20 protein-coding genes and 2 tRNA genes are annotated in these 20,120 nt (G+C 67.4%); 9 read left to right on the top strand and 13 right to left on the bottom strand.

All coding sequences use genetic code 11. The features are described from left to right. Window positions 1-117 precede the first annotated feature (117 nt). Both rpmB and NJ1_RS13520 read left to right on the top strand, forming a co-directional pair. The gene (gene rpmB / locus NJ1_RS13525) at window positions 118-309 is read left to right on the top strand and encodes a 50S ribosomal protein L28 (protein ID WP_039799620.1); all 192 of its coding nucleotides are present in this window, start codon (window positions 118-120) and stop codon (window positions 307-309) included. A 126-nt stretch (window positions 310-435) separates the two neighbouring features. Continuing rightward, the gene (locus tag NJ1_RS13520) at window positions 436-924 is read left to right on the top strand and encodes a GNAT family N-acetyltransferase (RefSeq protein WP_067692696.1); all 489 of its coding nucleotides are present in this window, start codon (window positions 436-438) and stop codon (window positions 922-924) included. Window positions 925-942: 18 nt separating this feature from the next. Here NJ1_RS13520 and NJ1_RS13515 read toward each other — a convergent pair whose 3' ends face one another. From NJ1_RS13515 to NJ1_RS13505, 3 genes are read right to left on the bottom strand one after another with little or no spacing between them, the layout of a single operon-like run. Beyond that, window positions 943-1,203, bottom strand: coding sequence for a hypothetical protein (locus NJ1_RS13515; protein ID WP_067692694.1), 261 nt, complete (start codon window positions 1,201-1,203; stop codon window positions 943-945). A gap of 35 nt (window positions 1,204-1,238) precedes the next feature. Next, window positions 1,239-1,916 carry a uracil-DNA glycosylase gene (locus NJ1_RS13510; RefSeq protein ID WP_067692692.1) on the bottom strand — a complete coding sequence of 226 codons (678 nt, stop codon included), beginning with the start codon at window positions 1,914-1,916 and terminating at the stop codon, window positions 1,239-1,241. Window positions 1,917-1,963: 47 nt separating this feature from the next. Then, entirely contained in the window at window positions 1,964-2,863 is a 900-nt protein-coding gene (locus tag NJ1_RS13505; protein WP_245717379.1) for a thiamine-phosphate kinase, read from the bottom strand. 240 nt (window positions 2,864-3,103) lie between these two features. On the opposite strand from NJ1_RS13505, the gene NJ1_RS13500 reads away from it, so the two are divergent. Continuing rightward, window positions 3,104-3,991 (top strand): DUF3515 domain-containing protein, encoded by an 888-nt coding sequence (locus NJ1_RS13500; RefSeq protein ID WP_084478113.1) that lies wholly within the window; start codon window positions 3,104-3,106, stop codon window positions 3,989-3,991. A gap of 239 nt (window positions 3,992-4,230) precedes the next feature. On the opposite strand, the gene NJ1_RS13495 is transcribed toward NJ1_RS13500, so the two are convergent. From NJ1_RS13495 to NJ1_RS13485, 3 genes are all read right to left on the bottom strand, one after another. Then, window positions 4,231-4,536 carry a DUF6191 domain-containing protein gene (locus NJ1_RS13495; RefSeq protein ID WP_245717368.1) on the bottom strand — a complete coding sequence of 102 codons (306 nt, stop codon included), beginning with the start codon at window positions 4,534-4,536 and terminating at the stop codon, window positions 4,231-4,233. 316 nt (window positions 4,537-4,852) lie between these two features. Further along, window positions 4,853-5,947, bottom strand: a complete 1,095-nt coding sequence (locus tag NJ1_RS13490) for a D-alanine--D-alanine ligase family protein (RefSeq protein WP_084478111.1) — start codon at window positions 5,945-5,947, stop codon at window positions 4,853-4,855. A gap of 86 nt (window positions 5,948-6,033) precedes the next feature. Continuing rightward, window positions 6,034-7,029, bottom strand: a complete 996-nt coding sequence (locus NJ1_RS13485; protein WP_067692690.1) for an NAD(P)H-dependent glycerol-3-phosphate dehydrogenase — start codon at window positions 7,027-7,029, stop codon at window positions 6,034-6,036. A 171-nt stretch (window positions 7,030-7,200) separates the two neighbouring features. Between NJ1_RS13485 and cofC the strand changes: the two genes are divergently transcribed. From cofC to NJ1_RS13470, 3 genes are all read left to right on the top strand, one after another. Continuing rightward, complete coding sequence (cofC, locus tag NJ1_RS13480; protein WP_067692998.1) at window positions 7,201-7,887, top strand: 2-phospho-L-lactate guanylyltransferase; 687 nt, start codon at window positions 7,201-7,203, stop codon at window positions 7,885-7,887. Between the two features lie 62 nt (window positions 7,888-7,949). Beyond that, window positions 7,950-10,181 carry an RNA degradosome polyphosphate kinase gene (locus NJ1_RS13475; protein ID WP_067692689.1) on the top strand — a complete coding sequence of 744 codons (2,232 nt, stop codon included), beginning with the start codon at window positions 7,950-7,952 and terminating at the stop codon, window positions 10,179-10,181. Next, complete coding sequence (locus tag NJ1_RS13470; RefSeq protein WP_067692686.1) at window positions 10,178-11,134, top strand: NUDIX hydrolase; 957 nt, start codon at window positions 10,178-10,180, stop codon at window positions 11,132-11,134. Before NJ1_RS13475 ends, NJ1_RS13470 begins: the two co-directional genes overlap by 4 nt. Window positions 11,135-11,240: 106 nt before the next feature. Here NJ1_RS13470 and NJ1_RS13465 read toward each other — a convergent pair whose 3' ends face one another. The 3 genes from NJ1_RS13465 to leuC all read right to left on the bottom strand — a co-directional run bounded on the left by NJ1_RS13465 (window position 11,241) and on the right by leuC (window position 14,121). Beyond that, window positions 11,241-11,888 carry an HU family DNA-binding protein gene (locus NJ1_RS13465; RefSeq protein ID WP_067692684.1) on the bottom strand — a complete coding sequence of 216 codons (648 nt, stop codon included), beginning with the start codon at window positions 11,886-11,888 and terminating at the stop codon, window positions 11,241-11,243. Window positions 11,889-12,044: 156 nt separating this feature from the next. After that, complete coding sequence (leuD, locus tag NJ1_RS13460) at window positions 12,045-12,653, bottom strand: 3-isopropylmalate dehydratase small subunit (protein ID WP_067692682.1); 609 nt, start codon at window positions 12,651-12,653, stop codon at window positions 12,045-12,047. 43 nt (window positions 12,654-12,696) lie between these two features. Beyond that, the gene (gene leuC, locus NJ1_RS13455; protein ID WP_067692680.1) at window positions 12,697-14,121 is read right to left on the bottom strand and encodes a 3-isopropylmalate dehydratase large subunit; all 1,425 of its coding nucleotides are present in this window, start codon (window positions 14,119-14,121) and stop codon (window positions 12,697-12,699) included. Window positions 14,122-14,246: 125 nt separating this feature from the next. Here leuC and NJ1_RS13450 point away from each other — a divergent pair, with 125 nt between their 5' ends. Further along, the gene (locus NJ1_RS13450) at window positions 14,247-14,948 is read left to right on the top strand and encodes an IclR family transcriptional regulator (protein ID WP_067692678.1); all 702 of its coding nucleotides are present in this window, start codon (window positions 14,247-14,249) and stop codon (window positions 14,946-14,948) included. 231 nt (window positions 14,949-15,179) lie between these two features. Continuing rightward, the gene (locus tag NJ1_RS13445; protein ID WP_067692674.1) at window positions 15,180-15,683 is read left to right on the top strand and encodes a pyridoxamine 5'-phosphate oxidase family protein; all 504 of its coding nucleotides are present in this window, start codon (window positions 15,180-15,182) and stop codon (window positions 15,681-15,683) included. Between the two features lie 84 nt (window positions 15,684-15,767). Here the strand turns inward: NJ1_RS13445 and NJ1_RS13440 are convergent. The 4 genes from NJ1_RS13440 to NJ1_RS13425 all read right to left on the bottom strand — a co-directional run bounded on the left by NJ1_RS13440 (window position 15,768) and on the right by NJ1_RS13425 (window position 18,405). Next, window positions 15,768-15,840, bottom strand: a tRNA-Glu gene (locus tag NJ1_RS13440). 84 nt (window positions 15,841-15,924) lie between these two features. After that, window positions 15,925-15,996, bottom strand: a tRNA-Gln gene (locus tag NJ1_RS13435). A 155-nt stretch (window positions 15,997-16,151) separates the two neighbouring features. Then, window positions 16,152-17,618 carry a glutamate--tRNA ligase gene (gene gltX, locus NJ1_RS13430; protein ID WP_067692671.1) on the bottom strand — a complete coding sequence of 489 codons (1,467 nt, stop codon included), beginning with the start codon at window positions 17,616-17,618 and terminating at the stop codon, window positions 16,152-16,154. A 13-nt stretch (window positions 17,619-17,631) separates the two neighbouring features. Continuing rightward, window positions 17,632-18,405 (bottom strand): fumarylacetoacetate hydrolase family protein, encoded by a 774-nt coding sequence (locus NJ1_RS13425; RefSeq protein WP_067692668.1) that lies wholly within the window; start codon window positions 18,403-18,405, stop codon window positions 17,632-17,634. A 328-nt stretch (window positions 18,406-18,733) separates the two neighbouring features. Here NJ1_RS13425 and NJ1_RS13420 point away from each other — a divergent pair, with 328 nt between their 5' ends. Further along, on the top strand, window positions 18,734-19,912 hold the full coding sequence (locus tag NJ1_RS13420) for an MFS transporter (protein WP_067692665.1): 1,179 nt from the start codon (window positions 18,734-18,736) through the stop codon (window positions 19,910-19,912). Window positions 19,913-20,120: the final 208 nt, after the last annotated feature.

The following is a 20,120-nucleotide window of genomic DNA, read 5'->3' as shown; positions in this document are numbered from 1 at the left end:
TCAGGAATCTGCTCGCGGTCGCCGGCGCTTCTCCGGCAGGTACGTCCAAGACATTAGATTTCCGGACACGCTGTTCGATGCAGCGCGTCCCTACATGACATGAAGGAGCTCGCGACTATGGCTGCCGTCTGCGACGTTTGCGCCAAGGGCCCCGGCTTCGGTAAGTCGGTTTCGCACTCGCACCGGCGCACCAACCGTCGCTGGAACCCGAACATTCAGACCGTGCGCGCACAGGTTGCCCCCGGCAACACCCGCCGCATGAACGTGTGCACCTCCTGCCTCAAGGCCGGCAAGGTCGCCCGCGGCTGATTTTCAGCTTTCAGTTCGCAGGCCCCGGCACCCTTCACGGGTGGCCGGGGTTTCTGCTGTATTAGGGCAGAGCTGTATTTCGAGCAGAGCTGTATTCGGACAGACATGACATGACGTGGGGGCGCGATGAGTGACTGGCAGGTGGTCCCGCTCGGAGCCGAGCACACCCACGGTCTGGCCGAATGCCATATCGCATGCTGGCGCGAGGCGTATCAGGATCTGGTTCCCGCGCACGTGCTCGACGCCTTCGACGTGGAACGCCGGGCGGCGGCCTGGGAACGCACTCGGATCGAGCATCCGGAGCGCACCGTGGTCGCGGTCTCCGACGGTACGGTGATCGGCTTCGCGAGCTGCGGTCCGGCGCTGCACGAGTCGGCGGTCGCACCACGCGAACTCGGCGCCCTGTACGTGCGCGCGCACTGGTACGGCCGGGGCGTGGCCCGGGATCTGATGGAGACGGTGCTGCCCGGGGACACGGACATCTCCCTCTGGGTATTCGAGGAGAATCCGCGCGCCCGGGCCTTCTACACCAAGTACGGCTTCGTGCTCGACGGCGGACGCCGGGTCGAAGCCTTCACTCCGGCAATCGAAGTGCGAATGGTGCGCCGCGCCTGAACGCGAGCGACCTCGCGCCTAGCGATCGCCGGTGAAGCAATCCAGGTTCTGGCTGATCGTCATGGGCAGGCAGGCGATCCGCGAGGTCACCTGCGAACTCATGGTGGTGGCGCTGTTGGTGTCGAACAAACTCGCGACCGGCGTGCCACCTTCGGCCGCCGAGGGCGCGCCGGTGAACGGCTCCAACGTCAACGGTTCGGCATTGGCCACGGGAGCGGCGGCGATGGCCGCACCGGCGGCCAGCGCCACGAAAACACCACGGGCAGTCTTGTTCTGCATTCACAGGCTCCTGAATCGGATCAACGGATTACGCGCTACGGCAAACGCCAGTCCACCGGCGCGGCCCCCAATGTACCCAGCAATTCGTTCACACGGGAGAATGGACGCGATCCGAAGAACCCTCGCGAGGCGGACAACGGTGAGGGATGGGCGGATTCGATGTACGGCGTGTCCCCGAGCATCGGCTTCAACGAGGCCGCGTCGCGACCCCACAGCACCGCGACCATCGGCTGGTCCCGCGCTACCAGCGCGCGAATCGCCTGCTCGGTCACCGCTTCCCAGCCCTTGCCGCGATGCGAGGCGGCCTGGCCCGGCGCGACGGTCAGCACTCTGTTCAGCATGAGCACACCCTGATCCGACCACGGCGACAGATCGCCGCAGGACGGCATCGGCACGTCGAGGTCCTTGGTGAGCTCGGAGAAGATATTGCTCAGGCTGCGCGGCACCGGCTTCACGTCCGGCGCCACCGAGAAGCTCAGTCCCATGGCGTGTCCCGGCGTCGGGTACGGATCCTGTCCGACGATCAGCACCCGCACCTTGTCGAACGGACGCTGGAAGGCGCGAAGTACGTTCTCGCCCTTGGGGAGATAGCCGCGCCCGGAAGCGTTCTCCTCCCGCAGGAACTCACCCATCCGAGAGATGCGGTCGGCCACCGGCTCGAGGGCCTCGGCCCAGCCCGTATCGATGACTTCCGACAATGGTTTTGCACCCATGTCGGGAAAACTTATCGTCCCCACCGCCATGGCGAAAGGTCACCCCACTATGCGAAGGATTCCCAACCGGTGGGTCCGGTTCGGGCGGCGCCGTCGACCCTGACGCCCGAGCCCGCGATCACGCGTCCGACCTGTACCCAACCCGGTGGCAGCTCCTGTGATTCGGCGAAGGTGGCCGCGAAGGCGTGGTCCTCGCCGCCGCCGAGAATCCAGTCGAGCGGGCTTGCGCCGAGCGCGTCGGCGATCGCTTCCAAGGCCGGATCGCGCAGGGCGGTGGTGTCGAGATCGATGGCGACGCCGGAAGATTGGGCGATATGTCCGAGATCGGCGAGGAGTCCGTCCGATACATCGGTGAGCGCGGTGATCCGCGCGGTATCGGGCAACTCCAGCACCGCCTCGTAGGGTGGCTGCGGAACCCGGTGCGCGGCAACCACTTCGGCGAACACATCGGACTCCAGCCCCGCGGACAAGACCGCCAGCCCCGCGCCCGACCAGCCCAGCCGGCCCGCGACGGCCACCACGTCCCCGGCCCGCGCACCCGATCGAGTGATCAGCATCCGGCGCGGATCACCGAACGCCGTCACCGAGATGATCACCAGCGGACTGCGCACCATATCGCCCCCGGCGATGGACGCGCCCGCCCGCTCGGCCTCGGCCCACATGCCGTCGGCCAGATCCTGCACGAAATCCACCGGCGTCTCGGCCGGGCAGCCGAGCGAGACCACGAACCCGGTCGGCACCGCACCCATGGCCACCACGTCCGCCGCGTTCTGCGCGATCGCCTTGCGCCCGATATCGCGCGCGCTCGACCAGTCCAGCCGGAAGTGCCGATCCTGCACCAGCATGTCGGTGCTCACCACGAACCGCCCCTCGGCCGCCGCGAGCACCGCCGCGTCATCCCCGGGCCCGAGCAGCACACTCGGCGACTGGGTGCGCCCGGCATTGATCCGCTCGATCAACGCGAACTCCCCCAGCTCCCGAACGGTGAGCGCGGACACCTCACTCCCGGCGTGAGCAGGTTCGGCATGCGACGGCCCCGGACCCCGGCTGGCGGTGATGACGGTCTCCTCTGCGGTGAGTGTGATGCGGACGGCGAACTGCCCGACGGTACCCTCGAACCCGCAATCGACGACCACCAGCCGGGGCGAGCCCTGCCCGGCGCGGCACGATCGGGGACCGACGACCGGATGAGCAACGACACGCGCGGCAGCGACGACGCCACGGCAGCGAACGCCACCCCGGCCCCCGACACCGGAACCAGCACCGGCGGCGACAGCGCGGACGCGGTGCGACCGGAAAACGCCGCGGAGTCACCCCGCGCGACGGAGTCCGGCAGGGCAGCGGAGTCCGGCGACACCCCGGAGCCCGCCGATCTCGGCAAGAACGCGGAGTCCGCGTCGCCAAGGCCTGCGGTCGCGGCGGAGCCTGCAGGCTCGGGCGACGCGAAGTCCACCGACACGGCGGAGAGCTCGGACTCCGGCGACGAGAAGGATTCCAGGACAACGACTTCGGCGAGCACCCAGGAGGTCGACTACTCCCCCGGACGTTCGCCCGCGCTGATCGCCACCGCTATCGCGCTGCCCGTCGCGCTCCTGGTCGGGGTGCTCGTCATGGGTGTGCTCGCGAATCGGAATCCGGCGCGTGATCCGCTGACGCTGGGATCGGTGCAGGCGCCCACGGCGAACGGACCCGAATGCACGGCCCTGCTGCCCGCGCTGCCGGACAAGCTCGGCGACTTCGCCGACGCCGAACTGCGCCAGCCCGCTCCGGTCGGCACCAAGGCGTGGCAGAAGGACGACGGGGGCGACACCATCGTGCTGCGCTGTGGCCTCGAGCGCCCGCTGGAGTTCAATCGCGCCTCCCCGCTGCAGGTGGTGAACGGGGTCAACTGGTTCGGCGTGCGCGACGAGGCCAGCGACGCGACCTCGGGCACCTGGTTCGCGGTGGACCGCGGCACCTACATCGCGCTGACCATGCCGGACAAGGCGGGACCGACTCCGCTGCAAGAGGTTTCGGACGCGATCAAGAAGACCATTCCGGAGAAGCCGCTCGACCCGGGCCCCCTGCCCAACTGATCCGCCGCGCGCAGGAGTCATCGATCGCCGCCGGAGCCGTGCAACGGTGGCGCGCTCCTGTCCGCGATCGTCGGAGGCCGGGAACAGCATCGCCTGGTCGGCGTGCACGGCGCGGACCGGTCCGACACATGTTCGGCGGTAAGCCCGTACCCGAGGTGACCGGTACACGGCTGCGTGTGCTCGGCCCAGAGCTTCGTCACCGAGGAACTCGGATCCGAGCGCGTCGGACTTCCGAGGCGTCAGAGCTTGCGGAGCTTCACGGTGCCCGAGGTGAGGTCGACTTTCACGCCGTCCCGGCCGTCGCCGGGATTCTCGCGGTGCATCAGCACCGCTTGGCGCTGCTCGAACTCGACCCGTTTGCCGGTGCCGAACATCTCCTCGAGTCCCTCGAACCCGATCGCGGCGGCGCGCCGGTCGGGCTCGTCGTCGGACGGGCGCATCCACGGCAGCGCCACTCGGCCGGTCACCTTCCGGTAGGCCACCTCGGCGAACGCGAGCACGATGATGAGAATGGCCAGTCCGGGAATCGTCATCGCGAGGATCACGAGGTCAACGCTACGCCGCGCCGCCGACGGCCGGCGTCACCCTGACGTCCCATCAGCGGTCATCCTCGAGACTGATCTCCGCGCGCCCGAACAACGAGGCGCACCCGGGCGCCCCGGATCGTGGTGTTGCCCGGACGGATCGCCACGGCGGGCGGGCACGCTGGAGTTCGGCATCGGCCAGGGTGAACAGGGCCCGGCACGCGTGTCGAGAGCACCGCCGCCGACCGGCCCCGCGCGCCGCCGCCGATCCTCGCCGAATGCCGCTGTGCGCGCCGAAGTCCCGCCGCCGGGGCGACCCGGACGGTGCCCGCGCGACTCAGCGCAGTCCGGTCCCCCGGGCGAGCGCGGTTTCGACGAGGGTGCCGACGAGCGTGTCGTTGTCGATGCCGGTCGCCTCCCACATCCGCGGGTACATGGAGATGGCGGTGAAGCCGGGCATGGTGTTGATCTCGTTGATGACCGGGCCGTTCTCGGTCACGAAGAAGTCGACGCGGGCCAGACCCTGGCAGTCCAGCGCCCGGAACGCCTGTACGGCGAGTTCCCGAATCTCTTGCGACACATCGTCGTCCAGCTTGGCGGGCACGTCGAACTCGCACACGTCGTCGAGGTACTTGGTGTCGAAGTCGTAGAACTCCGGGCCCTCGGGGGTCTCCTCCGGCATCCGAATCTCCGCCACCACACTGGCTTCCACCCGGCCGTCCGGGAATTCCAGTACGCCGCACTCGACTTCGCGTCCGACGATCCCGGCCTCGATGATCACCTTCGGATCATGTTCGCGCGCAACGGCGATGGCCGCGTCCAGCTCGCTCCAGGCATCGACCTTGGTGATGCCGATGGAGGACCCGCCGCGTGCGGGCTTGACGAACACCGGCAGCCCCAGCCGATCCCGGTCGGCGTCGGCGAGGGTCGCGACGCCGGGTCGCAACACCACCTGCACGCCGATCGGAAGCCCTTCGGCGGCAAGGAGTTTCTTGGTGAACTCCTTGTCCATTCCGGCCGCGCTCGCGAGCACGCCGGGGCCGACGTACGGCAGCCCGGCGAGTTCGAGCAGCCCCTGCACGGTGCCGTCCTCACCGAACGCGCCGTGCAGCACCGGGAAGACCACATCCACGCTGCCGAGCACCGTTTCGGCGCCGTCGAGCGGAACCAGGCTGCCCGCGCGCGACGGGTCGGCGGTCAGGGCCAGCGCGGTTCCGCTGCCGTCGACCGACGGTAGCGACCGGCCCTGTGGGGACAGCGCGTTCGGGTCCGAGGCGCCGAGCACCCAGGCGCCCTCCCGCGTGATTCCGATCGGAACCGCCTCGTACCGTTCGGGATCGAGGCTGCCCAGCACGGTCCGGGCCGATACACACGACACACCGTGTTCGTTGCTGCGGCCGCCGAATACCACCGCCACCCTGATCCTGGTCATGCCGGGAACCGTACCCGGTCGGGTGTGGCGGTCGTGTTACGCGGTCGCCACGATCCGCCGCCGGTCGCGGATCTTTCCGGTGGCGCTCATTCGGACTTGAGCCGCCGGCCCAGCAGGCGGCCGACCGCCTCGGAGGTGGACAGTCCCTCGTGGCAGACCTGATGCATGAATTCGGTGAGCGGCATCTCCACGCCGTGCGCCGCGGCCAGTGCCCGCACCGATGTGCAGGACTTCACACCCTCGACCACCTGCCCATTGGTGGCCCGCTGCGCGGATTCCATGGTGCCGCCCGCACCGAGCGCGTGCCCGAACGAGCGATTGCGCGAGAGCGGCGAGGTGCAGGTGGCGACCAGATCGCCGACCCCGGCCAGCCCGGCGAAGGTGACCGGTTCCGCGCCCACCGCGACGCCGAGCCGGATGATCTCGGCCAGCCCGCGGGTGATCAGGCTGGCAACGGAGTTGTCGCCCAAGCCCATTCCTGAGGCGATGCCGCAGGCGAGCGCGATGACGTTCTTGCACGCTCCGCCGATCTCGCAGCCGATCACGTCGCTGTTGGTGTACGGCCGGAAGTAACCGGTCGCGCTGGCATGCTGCACCGCCTCGGCGCGCGCGGTGTCGCGGCAGGCGACCACGGTGGCGGCGGGCTGTCGCGCGGCGATCTCGTGCGCCAGGTTCGGCCCGGACAGCACCGCGACCCGATCCGGATCCGCGCCGGTGACCTCCGAGATCACCTGGCTCATCCGCAGCAGGGTGCCGGTCTCGATGCCCTTGGCCAGACTCAGCAGCGTGGCCTCGGCCGGAATGAGGTCCTTCCACTCCGCGAGATTCACCCGCAGCGACTGCGACGGCACCGCCAGCACCACGATGTCGGCCCCGGCCAGCGCGATCCGCGGATCGTCGGTGGCGGCGATCGGCGGCAAGTCCACATCCGGCAGATACCAGGGATTGCGGTGTTCGGTGGCGAGCACCTTCGCCACCTCCGGTCGCCGCGCCCACATGGTGACGTCGGTTCCGGCCTCCGCCAAGACTTTCGCGAACGAGGTCCCCCAAGAACCCGCTCCCAGCACTGCTGCCCTTGCCATCTGCCCAATATAAGCGGGCCCGCAAACCGCCGTGCCCGAGCTCGACACACGCGCCGGTTCCGGCCCGACACTCGGCCGAATCACGCGAAGCTCGGCGGGCGCTCACACGCCCGTCACGTTGGAGTGGGAGGATTCGGGCATGCGCGCGGCCACAGCGAAGCGGAGGGCAAGGTGACCTCAGCCGTGCATGCCCTCATCGCGGTGAAGAGTCTGGGACTCGCCAAGAGCCGGCTCGCCGATCGATTACCCGCGCACGAGCGGCCGCGACTGGTGCTGGCCATGCTCGCGGACACGGTCGCGGTCGCGGTCGCGAATCCGGGCATCGCCTCGGTGACGGTGGTGACCCCCGATCCCGTGGTGACCGAACTCGTGCGCGAGCTGGGCGGGTACGCACATCCCGAGCCACAGCCCACCGGCGGTCTCAATGCCGCGCTCGCCGCCGGTGCGGACGCGGTGCGCCGGGCGCACGGCCCGGTCGATCTGCTTGCCCTGCAGGCGGATCTGCCCGCGATGCGCTCGCACGAACTCTCCGCACTGCTGGCCGTGGCCTCGCACCGCCGCTCGGTGGTGGCCGACCACGACGGCACCGGCACCGTCGCGCTGCTCGTGCGGGGCGGCGCGCCGCTGAACCCGCTGTTCGGCCCGGATTCGGCTCGCCGCCATATCGCGGCGGGCGCGGTGGAACTGCTCGGCGACTGGCCGGGCTTGCGCCAGGACGTGGATACCGCGGCCGACCTCGAGCGCGCCGCCGCGCTGGGGGTCGGAGAGGCCACCGGCACGCTGCTGCATGAAATCGGCGTGTCGAGGGCGTGTCAAGGAGTCAAACAAGTACACCGAGCCGGCTCCTCGAGGTGCTGACGTGGCGTGATCTGCGCTGCAATGGTCAGTGTCAGTACGGCAACCCACCCGCGACATAAGGAATGATCGTGAGAGTGAGCGATACGGAAACCGTCAAGCAACCGCCGCTACTACCGGCGGCGCCGCCCGCGGCCACACCGCCGCCCACCACGACTCCGGCCCTGCCGCAGGACCGGTATGTGAATCGGGAACTGAGCTGGCTGGATTTCAACGCCCGCGTGCTCGCGCTGGCCGAGGACACCTCGCAGCCGCTGCTGGAGCGGGCGAAGTTCCTGGCCATCTTCGCCTCGAATCTCGACGAGTTCTACATGGTGCGGGTGGCCGGGCTCAAGCGGCGCGCCGAGACCGGTCTGTCGGTGCGTTCGGCCGACGGGCTGTCCCCGACCGCGCAGCTCGAGATGATCGCCGCGCGCACGCAGGAGATCGCCGAGCGGCATGCCCGCGTCTTCCTCGATCAGGTGCTGCCCGCGCTCACCGCCGAGGAGATCGCCATCTCGCGCTGGTCCGAGTTGGACGAGACCGAGAAGCAGCGCATGTCCGGGTACTTCCAGGATCAGGTCTTCCCGGTGCTGACCCCGCTGGCCGTCGATCCGGCTCATCCGTTCCCGTACATCAGTGGGTTGAGCCTGAATCTCGCCGTGACGGTGAAGGATTCGGTCACCGGCGGCGAGCACTTCGCCCGAGTCAAGGTGCCGGACAACGTGGATCGGTTCGTGCGGGTGCGCCGCACCCCCACCGCTCGGGAGCAGGCCGCCGCGAACCGTGAATCGGCCGCCGCCGGGCGCGAACCCGCTGTGGCACAGAGCTCCAGCCTCGCCGCATTCCTGCCGATGGAAGAACTGATCGCCGCTCACCTCGATCAGCTGTTCCCGGGAATGGAAGTGGTGGAACACCATTCGTTCCGCATCACCCGCAACGCCGACCTCGAGGTCGAGGAGGATCGCGACGAGGACCTGCTACAGGCCCTCGAGCGTGAACTCGCCCGCCGCCGCTTCGGATCCCCCGTGCGGCTGGAGGTCTCGGACGATATGACCGAGCACATGCTGGATCTGCTGCTGCGCGAACTGGATGTGGATCCGGGCGACGTGATCCAGGTGCCGGGTCTGCTGGACCTGTCCTGCCTGTGGCAGGTGTACGGCGTGGACCGGCCCAATCTCAAGGACGCCCCCTACGTTCCGGCCACCCCGCCCGCCTTCGGTGAACGCGAAACGCCGCGAAACGTTTTCGCCGCCCTGCGCGAGGGCGACGTGCTGGTGCACCACCCGTACGACTCCTTCTCCACCAGCGTGCAGCGCTTCATCGAACAGGCCGCGGCCGATCCGCAGGTGCTCGCGATCAAGCAGACGCTGTACCGCACCTCCGGCGACTCCCCGATCGTGAACGCGCTCATCGACGCCGCCGAGGCCGGCAAGCAGGTGGTGGCGCTGGTCGAGATCAAGGCCCGCTTCGACGAGCAGGCCAACATCAAGTGGGCGCGCCAGCTGGAACAGGCGGGCGTGCACGTTGTCTACGGCCTGGTCGGATTGAAGACGCACTGCAAGACCTGCCTCGTGGTGCGGCGCGAGGGCGCCACCATCCGGCGCTACTGCCACATCGGCACCGGCAACTACAACCCCAAGACCGCGCGACTGTACGAGGACGTCGGATTGCTCACCGCCGCACCGGAGATCGGCGCGGACCTCACCGACCTGTTCAACTCGCTCACCGGATACTCCCGAAAAGCGAGCTACCGCAACCTGTTGGTGGCCCCGACCGGTGTGCGCGCCGGGATCGTCGAGCGCATCCAGCGTGAGGTCGAACTCGCCGCCGAGGGCAAGGACGCGCGAATCCGGCTGAAGGCCAATGCCATCGTGGACGAGCAGATCATCGACGCGCTGTACCGCGCCTCCAATGCGGGTGTGCCGGTGGAGATCGTGGTGCGCGGCATCTGCAGCCTGCGCCCGGGCGTGCCCGGCATGAGCGAGAACATCGAGGTGCGCTCGATTCTCGGCCGCTACCTGGAACATTCGCGGGTTCTGCACTTCCAGGCGCAGAACGAGTACTGGATCGGCAGCGCCGACATGATGCACCGCAATCTCGATCGGCGAGTGGAAGTGCTGGCGCAGGTGAAGGATCCGCGTCTGTCCGGACAACTCGGCCAGATGTTCGACTCCGCGCTCAACCCCGCCACCCGCTGCTGGGTGCTGCGCGAGGACGGCAGCTGGCAGGCTCAGCCCGATCGCGATGCTCCCGGCGAGGAGATCCGCGATCACCAGGAGTACCTGATGCGTCTGCGTCGGCCGGATCGCCAGTGAGCAAGTCGAGTTCCGAAGCGGCCGGGTATCCCGATCGTCCGGTCGCCGCCAATATCCTGGCCGCGGGTGCGGTGCTGTGGCGTCACGGTGACGATGGCGCCGTCGAGATGGCCCTGGTGCACCGCCCGAAATACGACGACTGGTCCCTCGCCAAGGGCAAATTGGATCCCGGCGAGACGGCGGTGGTCGCGGCCCTGCGCGAGGTGACCGAGGAAACCGGCCTGAATTCGCGTCTGGGCCGTTATCTCGGTCATGTCACGTATCCGGTGACCGGTCATCGCAAACTCAAGCGAGTGGACTACTGGGCCGCGAAGGTGGTCGACGGGGACTTCGAGGCCAATCCGGAGGTCGACGTGCTGCGCTGGCTGCGCGTCGAGGAGGTGATGGACGCGCTGTCGTATCCGATGGACCGCCACATGATCCGGAACTTCCTGCGCCTGCCCGCCGACACCTCGACCCTGCTGATGGTGCGGCACGGGAAGGCGGGCCGCCGGGAGCGTTTCGCCGGTCACGACGATGACCGGCCGCTCGAAAAGGCCGGTCGCGCACAGGCTCGCGCGCTCGTGCCGAATCTGCTCGCCTTCGGTGCGGCCGAAATCGTCTCGGCCCCACCGCTGCGCTGTGTCCAAACCGTTACTCCGCTGGCGGAGGAACTCGGCACGGACATCGAATCCGAGCCGCTGTTCTCCGAATCCGGTTATGCCGCAGCGCCGGACGAGGCCCGTAAACGCGCTCGCGACCTGGTCTCGGAGCGAGCGGTGCGGGTGGTCTGCAGCCAGGGCAAGGTGATTCCGGGTCTGATCGCGGATCTGGCCGCGGAAGACGATGTGCCGCTGCCACCGGCGCGCAATCGCAAGGGCAGCGTCTGGGTGCTCTCGTTCCACGGGGGCCGCCTGGTCGCCGCGGACCACCTCGACAAGGCGTTGAACCCCACCGACATTCAGCATCGGTGATTCCGGCCGCTCAGCGGCCGGAAATGCGAAACGGCCCGGCATCGCCGGGCCGTCTCACATGTCGTCCTGCGTCGAAAGCCCGTCAACGACGGGCTGTTCGAACCCGTCAGCGACGGGCAGTCCGCTTTGCGGCGGTCTTCTTGGCCGGAGCCTTCTTCGCAGTGGTCTTCTTGGCCGTGGTGGCCTTCTTGACAGCGCTGGCCTTGACGGCGGTCTTCTTGGCCGCAGTCTTCTTGGCAGCAGGGGCCTTTGCCGGAGTCTTCTTGGCAACGGTCTTCTTGGCGACCGTCTTCTTGACTGCTGCCTTCTTCGCAGGAGCCTTCGAAGCGGCCTTCTTGGCAGTGGTCTTGGCCGGAGCCTTGGTCGCTGCCTTCTTGGCGGTCTTCTTCGCCGCCGTCTTCTTCGCCGTGGTCTTGCCACCCGACACCGGAGCAGCCACACCGCGTTTCACGGCCGGGCCGCTCGCGGTGATCTTCTGCTTGCCGGCGATGATTGCCTTGAACTGAGCGCCCGGACGGAACGCCGGCACCGAAGTCGGCTTCACCTTGACGGTTTCGCCGGTGCGCGGGTTACGGGCCACACGAGCGGCACGCTTACGCTGTTCGAAGACACCAAATCCGGTGATGGTGACGCTCTGACCTTTGTTCACAGCACGCACGATCGTATCGACCATCTGCTCGACTGCCGCAGTAGCCGTGCGCCTGTCAGTACCCAACTTCTCGGTCAGAACATCGATCAGTTCCGCCTTGTTCATTGAATCCTCCGCAGACTAATGGCCCGTCGTCGGACCGACTAGGTACCACGGTAAACCTTCTTTGGGCAAGAGTCTATGTGCCACGCCTATTTTGATGAGACATGGCACACGCCCAGCTACCTGGTTTGGGGACGTTCAGCTAACGGCCGCCAATGATTACGTCTGCGAAATACGGGCCGGAATGGTAGTGGGTTTCCATGTCGGCCTTGCGTTTTCGAACTGGGTGATCTCGTCGCTGCGCCGCTGAGTGAGGCCGATGTCGTCCAGCCCTTCCAGCAGACGCCAGCGGGTGTAGTCGTCAATATCGAACGGCAACACGACCGTTCCCGCCGCGACAGTCCGAGTCTCGAGGTCCACGGTCAATTCCAAACCGGGCTGTTCCTCGAGCAACTTCCAGAGCAATTCCACATCGCTCTGCGCCATCCGGGCCGTCAGAAGGCCGTCCTTGCCGGCGTTCCCGCGGAAGATGTCCGCGAAGCGGGACGAGATCACCACCCGGAACCCGTAGTCCTTCAACGCCCAAACAGCGTGCTCACGTGAGGATCCGGTGCCGAAATCCGGACCGGCGACCAGCACACTACCTCGGTTGTACGGCTCGGTGTTCAGAATGAAGTTCGGATCTGTTCGCCACGCCGCGAACAAGCCGTCCTCGAAACCCGTTCGGGTTACGCGCTTCAGATAGACAGCCGGGATGATCTGGTCGGTGTCGACATTGGATCGACGGAACGGAACGCCGATCCCCTTGTGGAGCTTGAACGCTTCCATCGTGATTCTCCTGAGTCTGTTGTGGCCGAAGGGTCTTACGGAATCAAGCCAGATCCGCAGGTGAGGACAGGGTTCCGCGCACCGCGGTCGCCGCCGCGACCAGCGGCGACACCAGATGTGTTCGACCGCCCTTGCCCTGTCGCCCTTCGAAGTTCCGGTTCGACGTGGAAGCACAACGCTGACCGGGAGAAAGCTGATCGGGGTTCATTCCCAGGCACATGGAGCAACCGGCCTGACGCCATTCCGCGCCCGCCGCGGTGAAAATCTCGCCCAGACCCTCGTTTTCCGCCTGCAGGCGAACCCGCATCGAACCCGGGACGATCAGCATCCGCACGCTCGTGGCGACCTTCCGGCCCTTCAGAACGTCCGCTACCGCACGCAGATCCTCGATCCGGCCATTGGTGCAGGAACCCACGAAAACGGTGTCCACGGCGAGATCTCGCAGCGGCTGGCCCGGCTTCAGGTCCATGTAGCGCAGCGCCTTCTCCGCGGCGTCACGCTCGTTCTCGTCGACGATCTGCTCCGGATCCGGCACCGAGTCGCCCAGCGGCGCACCCTGTCCCGGATTGGTGCCCCACGTGACGAAAGGCGTCAATTTCGAGGCGTCCAGGTGTACTTCGGCATCGAATGTCGCACCCTCGTCGGTGTTCAGCGCGTCCCAGGCCGCCACGGCGGCATCCCAGTCCGCGCCCTCGGGCGCGTGCGGACGCCCCTTCAGGAACTCGTAGGTGACCTCGTCCGGGCCGACCATGCCCGCGCGGGCGCCGGCCTCGATCGACATGTTGCACATCGTCATCCGGGCTTCCATGGACATGGCGCGCACGGCCTCGCCGCGGTACTCCAGCACATACCCCTGGCCACCGCCGGTGCCGATCTGGGCGATGACCGCCAGAATGACGTCCTTGGAGGTCACGCCGTCCGGCAGGGTGCCGTCGATATTGATGGCCATGGTCCGGAACGGGCGCAGCGACAAAGTCTGCGTTGCCAGAACGTGTTCCACTTCGCTGGTGCCGATACCCATCGCGAGCGCGCCGAACGCGCCGTGCGTCGAGGTGTGCGAATCACCGCACACCACCGTGGTTCCCGGCTGGGTCAGGCCCAGCTGCGGGCCGACCACGTGCACGATGCCCTGATCCAGATCACCCATCGGGTGCAGGCGGATGCCGAATTCCTCGCAGTTCTTGCGCAGGGTGTCCACCTGCAGGCGCGAGATGGGATCGGCGATCGGCTTGTCGATGTCGATCGTCGGGACGTTGTGGTCCTCGGTCGCGATGGTGAGGTCGGGACGGCGCACCGGACGGCCCGCGGCGCGAAGGCCATCGAAGGCCTGCGGGCTCGTCACCTCGTGCACCAGGTGCAGGTCGATGTAGATCAGGTCGGGCTCGCGATTCGCGCCCTCGCCGCCACCGGCGACGACGACGTGCTGCTCCCAGACCTTCTCCGCCAGAGTGCGTGGCCGATCGGCCATAGCTCCATCACCTCTCGTTGACATACCCACGCCCGGGCTGGTGACGCGGGAAGCGTTCTCGGGAACACCTGGGCGTGCGAACCTCGGTTTGCAATTCCCAGTATGCGAGACGCTAATATCGTTCTATGAGACAGCATAGCGGTATCGGTGTTCTGGACAAAGCCATGGCCGTCCTGCACGCCGTAGCCGAGCAACCCTGCGGCCTCAACGAGCTGTGCGCCCGTACCGGCCTGCCCCGGGCCACCGCGCATCGCCTGGCCGTGGGCCTGGAGGTGCATCGCATGCTGGCCCGTGACGGCCAGGGTCTGTGGCGGCCCGGGCCCGCTTTGTCGGAGCTGGCTACCACCGCCACCGATCCCCTGCTGGACGCCGCCACCACCATCCTTCCCCGGCTGCGCGAGATCACCGGCGAGAGCGTGCAGCTCTACCGCCGGGACGGCAACGCCCGGGTCTGCGTCGCGGCGATGGAACCCGCCGCCGGCCTGCGCGACACCGTCCCGATCGGGGCCCGCATGCCGATGACCGCGGGTTCCGCGGCCAAGGTCCTGCTGGCCTGGGCCGATCCGGAGCTGCAGCGCACCGTCCTGCCCGAAGCGGTATTCGGTGAGCGAGCCCTCGCGGAGGTGCGCCGACGCGGCTGGGCCCAGAGCGCGGCCGAACGCGCGGCGGGCGTGGCCAGCGTGTCCGCCCCGGTCAGGGACGCGGGCGGCGCGGTGATCGCGGCCGTCTCGGTATCCGGACCCATCGACCGGATGGGCCGGCGACCGGGCGCGCGGTGGGCAGCGGATCTGGTGGCCGCCGCCGACGCCCTCCACAAGCGCCTCTGACGGCCGATCCACCCTCACCAGTCACACCGACCCCACCTCGGGCCGATTACCGCGCCGGAGGCGCGCACAGGCCCGAAGTCCACACCGGCACCCGAAGCCCCCGCCGACGTCCCGGCGGGGGCTTCGGCGTTTTCGTTCCGGAAAAGCGAATAACGCCCGCTCAGCCACGTCGCACCGGACTCGACGCGGGTAGTGTGACCCGGCTCATACGCCGTAAATTACAGTCGGCTGATGGGAGTTAATCAACGCGCACAGATCGTGATGTCCGAACAGGAGATCACCGAATTCCTGGAGCGCAGCCGTATCGCCACCATGGCCACCATCGGCGCCGCGGGCGCGCCGCACTTGATCGCCATGTGGTACGCCCTGGTAGACGGCGAAATCTGGTTCGAGACCAAGGCCAAATCGCAGAAGGCCGTGAATCTGCGGCGCGACCCCCGCATCACGGTGATGGTCGAATCCGGCGACACCTACGACCAGCTGCGCGGGGTCTCCTTCGAGGGCCACGCCGAGATCGTGGAGGACCCCGACGCCCTGTTCGCCGTGGGCGTCAGCGTGTGGGAGCGCTACACCGGGCCGTACTCCGAGGAGGCCAGGCCCTTCGTGGAGCAGATGCTGCACAAGCGGGTCGCGATTCGCGTGGTCCCCGAGCGCGTGCGCAGCTGGGACCACCGCAAACTCGGACTGCCTGCACTCCCGCTCGGTGGCACCACCGCCCCGGCCGAACAGGGCTGATCCGAACAGGGCTGATATCGAGCGGGAGCGGATATAGACAGAAAAGCGAAGGCCCCCAGCAATGCTGGGGGCCTTCGCTCTACGTAGTCCCGACGGGATTTGAACCCGCGCTACCGCCTTGAGAGGGCGGCGTCCTAGGCCGCTAGACGACGGGACCAGGAGGTGAGATTCTCGGCGACGTCATCCCGGAGGATCTCGGCCGCCGGAGCGTCTCGAATGGAGAGCTTCGAAGCTCTCTCAGCTGGGGTACCAGGACTCGAACCTAGAATGGCTGTACCAGAAACAGCTGTGTTGCCAATTACACCATACCCCATTGGTTCGGCCATTCGGTCCGCCCTTTGTGGGGGCTTCCCGGCTGCTTTCCGAACGAGGAAGAGATTAGCAGAACTATGCCGGTGAACTACAAATCGGCTGGTCAGAGGCCGGTTTCGCCGCTCTCCCCGAGGGGCGCCACCGGCCTCCGAGGGCCTATACCGCGAGCGTCAGCGCGGCACCCAGGCGTGCCATCGAGACCTCACGCCCGAGAAGCTCGAGCGACTCGTACAGCGGCGGGCTGATATGCGATCCGGTGACCGCCACTCGTACCGGAGTGAAGGCCTTGCGCGGCTTCAGGCCCAGTTCCTCGATGAGCGCGGTTTTGAGCGCCTCCTCGATCGGCGCCGCGGTCCACTCGGAAACACCCTCCAATGCGGTGATCGCGGCCTGTAATACGGGCGCGGCATCGGGGCCGAGATTCTTTTGCTTCGCCGCGTCGTCGATGGCGAACTCGTCGATCGGCACGAACAGGAACTTCAAGAGATCCCATGCATCACTCAGTACGACGATTCGGGTCTGCACGAGATCGGCCGCTGTAGCGAACAGCTTCTCGTCGATCTCGGCCCCGATATGACCGTGCAACGTGAGGTACTCACGAAGCCGGTGAGTGAAATCACCCGACTCCAGCAACCGAATATGTTCGGCGTTGAGGGCGTCCGCCTTCTTCTGATCGAAACGCGCCGGATTGGAATTAACTTTCGATATATCGAACGCCGCCACCATCTCCGCCATGGAGAAGACGTCATGATCATCGGCGATGCTCCAGCCGAGCAGCGCCAGATAATTCAGCAAACCTTCGGGAATGAACCCTCGGTCGCGGTGCAGGAAGAGATTGGACTCCGGATCGCGCTTGGACAACTTCTTGTTGCCCTGCCCCATCACGAAGGGCAGATGACCGAACTCGGGAGTAAGTTCCGCTACCCCGATCCGCTTCATGGCGTCGTACAACGCCAGCTGCCTCGGCGTGGATGACAGCAAATCCTCACCGCGCAAAACATGGGTGATCTTCATCAGCGCATCGTCGACGGGGTTGACCAGCGTATAGAGCGGATCGCCATTACCGCGGGTGAGCGCGAAGTCCGGGACGGTGCCCGCGCGGAAGGTGGTCTCACCGCGCACCAGATCGTTCCAGGACAGATCGCGGTCGGGCATCCGGAGCCGGACGACCGCGCCGCGGCCCTCGGCCTTGTAGGCGGCGATCCGCTCGGGAGTCAGGTCCCGATCGAAATTGTCGTAGCCCAGCTTGGGATCCCGGCCGGCGGCCTTGTGGCGGGCCTCGACTTCCTCAGGGGTGGAGAAGGATTCGTAGGCCTCCCCCGCCTCCAATAGCCGCCGCACGACATCGAGATGAAGGTCACGGCGCTGCGACTGCCGGTAGGGACCGTAGGGGCCGCCGACCTCGGGGCCCTCGTCCCAGGTCAGGCCGAGCCAGCGCAGCGCGTCGAGGATCGCGCGGTAGGAATCCTCGGAATCGCGTGCGGCGTCGGTGTCTTCGATGCGAAAGACGAAGGTGCCGCCGTGGTGGCGCGCGTAGGCCCAATTGAACAGGGCGGTGCGGACCAATCCGACATGCGGTGTGCCGGTGGGGGACGGGCAGAATCGGACCCGGACGTCAGTCATGACTCTCTCTCGATCAGCGTTTGGCGGCAACGGGATTGGTGAGCGTGCCGATACCCGACACGGTCACGGACACGTTCTGACCGGCCTGAATCGGGCCGACGCCCTCCGGAGTCCCGGTCAGGATGACATCGCCGGGGAGCAAAGTCATCACGGTGGTCACCCATTCGATGAGCTTCGGAATATCGTGCAGCAGAAGTGAAGTGCGGCTGCGCTGCTTCACCACGCCGTCGAGCTCGGTGACGATCTCCAGATCCGAAGGGTCCAGGGAGGTCTCGATCCACGGGCCGAGCGGGCAGAAGGTGTCATAACCCTTGGCGCGGGTCCACTGGCCGTCGTGCCGCTGCTGATCGCGCGCGGTGACGTCGTTGGCGACGGTGTAGCCCAGGATCACCTCGGCGGCGCGAGCGGCCGGGACGTCCTTGCAGGGGCGGCCGATGACGATGGCCAGTTCGCCCTCGTAGTCCACCTGAGACGAGCTGGGCGGCAACACAATAGAGGCATTCGGGCCGATGATGGACGTATTCGGCTTCATGAAGATGACCGGATCCGCCGGTGCGGGACCGCCCATCTCCTCCGCGTGTGCGGCGTAATTCTTACCGATGCAGATCACTTTGCTCGCGAGGATGGGCGCGAGCAGGCGCACGTCCGCCAGCGGCCAGCTGCGGCCGGTGAACGTGGGGGTGCCGAACGGATGTTCGGCGATCTCTCGGGCCACGGCGTCGCCGCCGTCCCCTTCGATGCTGACGAAAGCGACCCCATCTGGGCTGGCAACTCGACCTAGGCGCATGGCTCGCATCCTATCTACGGGCTTGGACCTGCCCAAACGCGCCCGACCGCAGGACACGCGGGGAGCGCGAACGCGAGCGGGGCGCACCGTCGGCCACCCCTCGGGGCCGGCGCGGCATGTCCTCCCGCATCGGGTCGCGTGGGATGTGGAAAGCCCTTATACGCAAGAGAACTCACCGTCGCACGCGCCCCGACCAAGATCACCCGACAGGTGTGAGCAAACAGACAGCTTGCCCCGGAAATAGCCAGACGCATCAGGTGTAACGTGATGGCCACAGTTCACTCTGTAAGACGCATGTTCCACATATTGAGACAAGAGGTGATCGCCAATGTCCACCGTGACACATATCGGCACGTCGAGACGGTGGACCATGCTGGCGCTCGGCGTCTTCGCGCAGGGGTCGAGTGCGGTCTTCGTCAACGGCACCCCCTTCCTGCTGCCCGCCCTGACCGATCACGGGATGAGCCTGGCCACGGCCGGACTGCTGGTCGCGATGCCCGCGATCGGCCTGGTCTGCACGCTGATCGCCTGGGGTTATGTGATGGATCGCATCGGCGAGCGCAAGGTTCTGGTGGCCGGACCGGCCATCATGTTCGCGGCCGGAATCGCCGCCACGACGGTCACCAGCCATGTGGCACTGGGCATTGCGCTGTTCCTGGGCGGCCTGGGCGCGGGCAGCACCAACGGGGCCAGCGGCCGGGTGATCGTGGGCTGGTTCCCGGCGAATCAGCGCGGTCTGGCCATGGGAATCCGGCAGACGGCGCAGCCGCTGGGCGTCGCGATCGGGGCCATGACCATCCCCGCAGTCGCTGCGGCACACGGGTTCTCGACCGCCATCCTGGTGCCCGCCGTGATGGCCGGAATCGCCGCCGTCAGCTGCCTGATCGGCATCGTGGACCCGCCCCGGCCCCAATCTCCGGGCGACACAGGAAAACCCGCCAACCCGTACCGCGGCGATTCGACGCTGTGGCGGATCCACGCCGTCTCGGTGCTGCTGGTCATTCCGCAGGCCACCATTTGGACTTTCGCGCTGCTGTGGCTGCACCGGGACGTGGGCTGGTCCCTGGCCGCCGCCGGCGCGCTGGTGACCGTGGCCCAGATCCTGAGCGCGGGCGGGCGAATCGGCGCGGGTGTGTGGTCCGACCGGGTGGGCAGTCGGCTGCGGCCGCTGCGCACGGTCGCGGTCGCGGCGGCAATCTCCATGTCCGCCTTGGCCATAGCGACCTGGGCCCACACCTGGTGGGCCGCCGTCCCGCTGCTGATCGCGGCGTCCGTTATCACTGTGGCAGACAACGGCCTGGCCTTCACGGCAGTTGCCGAAATCGCCGGGCCCTATTGGTCCGGACGGGGACTGGGCGTTCAGAACACCGGCCAGAACCTGGCCGCGGCCGCGGTGGCGCCGGCGTTCGGCGCGCTCATCACCGCCGCCGGATTCTCCGCGACGTTCGCGCTGGCCGCCGTCATCGCCGTAGCCGCAATCCCTCTGGTACCCACAGCTTCCCGCTGACCGATCACCTCCGCCCGGGCCCGGCGCCGCTCCCCCGCACGGGACCCGGCGGAGGTGTTTGCGGATTTCCGGCAAATCCGGAAGACCTGCCCCCGTTACGTTTTCGCATCCGAATGCATGAATGCGATATGTCTCACTGCCCCATCAGGTTTCGCATAACGGACAGAAATCGGGCATCCGAGGACCGATTTCCGCCCATCGCGCACAC

The sequence above is a fragment of the Nocardia jejuensis NBRC 103114 genome (assembly GCF_001613145.1).
Lineage (GTDB): Bacteria > Actinomycetota > Actinomycetes > Mycobacteriales > Mycobacteriaceae > Nocardia > Nocardia jejuensis.
The sequence above is the reverse complement of the archived record's forward strand: the minus strand, read 5'-3'. Positions and strand labels throughout refer to the sequence as shown.

What these genes read in the sequence shown, in the direction of transcription:
- rpmB (WP_039799620.1), top strand. Translation starts at nt 118, where the DNA reads ATGGCTGCCGTCTGCGACGTTTGCGCCAAGGGCCCCGGCTTCGGTAAG.
- NJ1_RS13520 (WP_067692696.1), top strand. Translation starts at nt 436, where the DNA reads ATGAGTGACTGGCAGGTGGTCCCGCTCGGAGCCGAGCACACCCACGGT.
- NJ1_RS13515 (WP_067692694.1), bottom strand. Translation starts at nt 1,203, where the DNA reads ATGCAGAACAAGACTGCCCGTGGTGTTTTCGTGGCGCTGGCCGCCGGT.
- NJ1_RS13510 (WP_067692692.1), bottom strand. Translation starts at nt 1,916, where the DNA reads ATGGGTGCAAAACCATTGTCGGAAGTCATCGATACGGGCTGGGCCGAG.
- NJ1_RS13500 (WP_084478113.1), top strand. Translation starts at nt 3,104, where the DNA reads ATGAGCAACGACACGCGCGGCAGCGACGACGCCACGGCAGCGAACGCC.
- NJ1_RS13490 (WP_084478111.1), bottom strand. Translation starts at nt 5,947, where the DNA reads ATGACCAGGATCAGGGTGGCGGTGGTATTCGGCGGCCGCAGCAACGAA.
- NJ1_RS13485 (WP_067692690.1), bottom strand. Translation starts at nt 7,029, where the DNA reads ATGGCAAGGGCAGCAGTGCTGGGAGCGGGTTCTTGGGGGACCTCGTTC.
- NJ1_RS13475 (WP_067692689.1), top strand. Translation starts at nt 7,950, where the DNA reads ATGATCGTGAGAGTGAGCGATACGGAAACCGTCAAGCAACCGCCGCTA.
- NJ1_RS13465 (WP_067692684.1), bottom strand. Translation starts at nt 11,888, where the DNA reads ATGAACAAGGCGGAACTGATCGATGTTCTGACCGAGAAGTTGGGTACT.
- leuD (WP_067692682.1), bottom strand. Translation starts at nt 12,653, where the DNA reads ATGGAAGCGTTCAAGCTCCACAAGGGGATCGGCGTTCCGTTCCGTCGA.
- leuC (WP_067692680.1), bottom strand. Translation starts at nt 14,121, where the DNA reads ATGGCCGATCGGCCACGCACTCTGGCGGAGAAGGTCTGGGAGCAGCAC.
- NJ1_RS13450 (WP_067692678.1), top strand. Translation starts at nt 14,247, where the DNA reads ATGAGACAGCATAGCGGTATCGGTGTTCTGGACAAAGCCATGGCCGTC.
- NJ1_RS13445 (WP_067692674.1), top strand. Translation starts at nt 15,180, where the DNA reads ATGGGAGTTAATCAACGCGCACAGATCGTGATGTCCGAACAGGAGATC.
- gltX (WP_067692671.1), bottom strand. Translation starts at nt 17,618, where the DNA reads ATGACTGACGTCCGGGTCCGATTCTGCCCGTCCCCCACCGGCACACCG.
- NJ1_RS13425 (WP_067692668.1), bottom strand. Translation starts at nt 18,405, where the DNA reads ATGCGCCTAGGTCGAGTTGCCAGCCCAGATGGGGTCGCTTTCGTCAGC.
- NJ1_RS13420 (WP_067692665.1), top strand. Translation starts at nt 18,734, where the DNA reads ATGTCCACCGTGACACATATCGGCACGTCGAGACGGTGGACCATGCTG.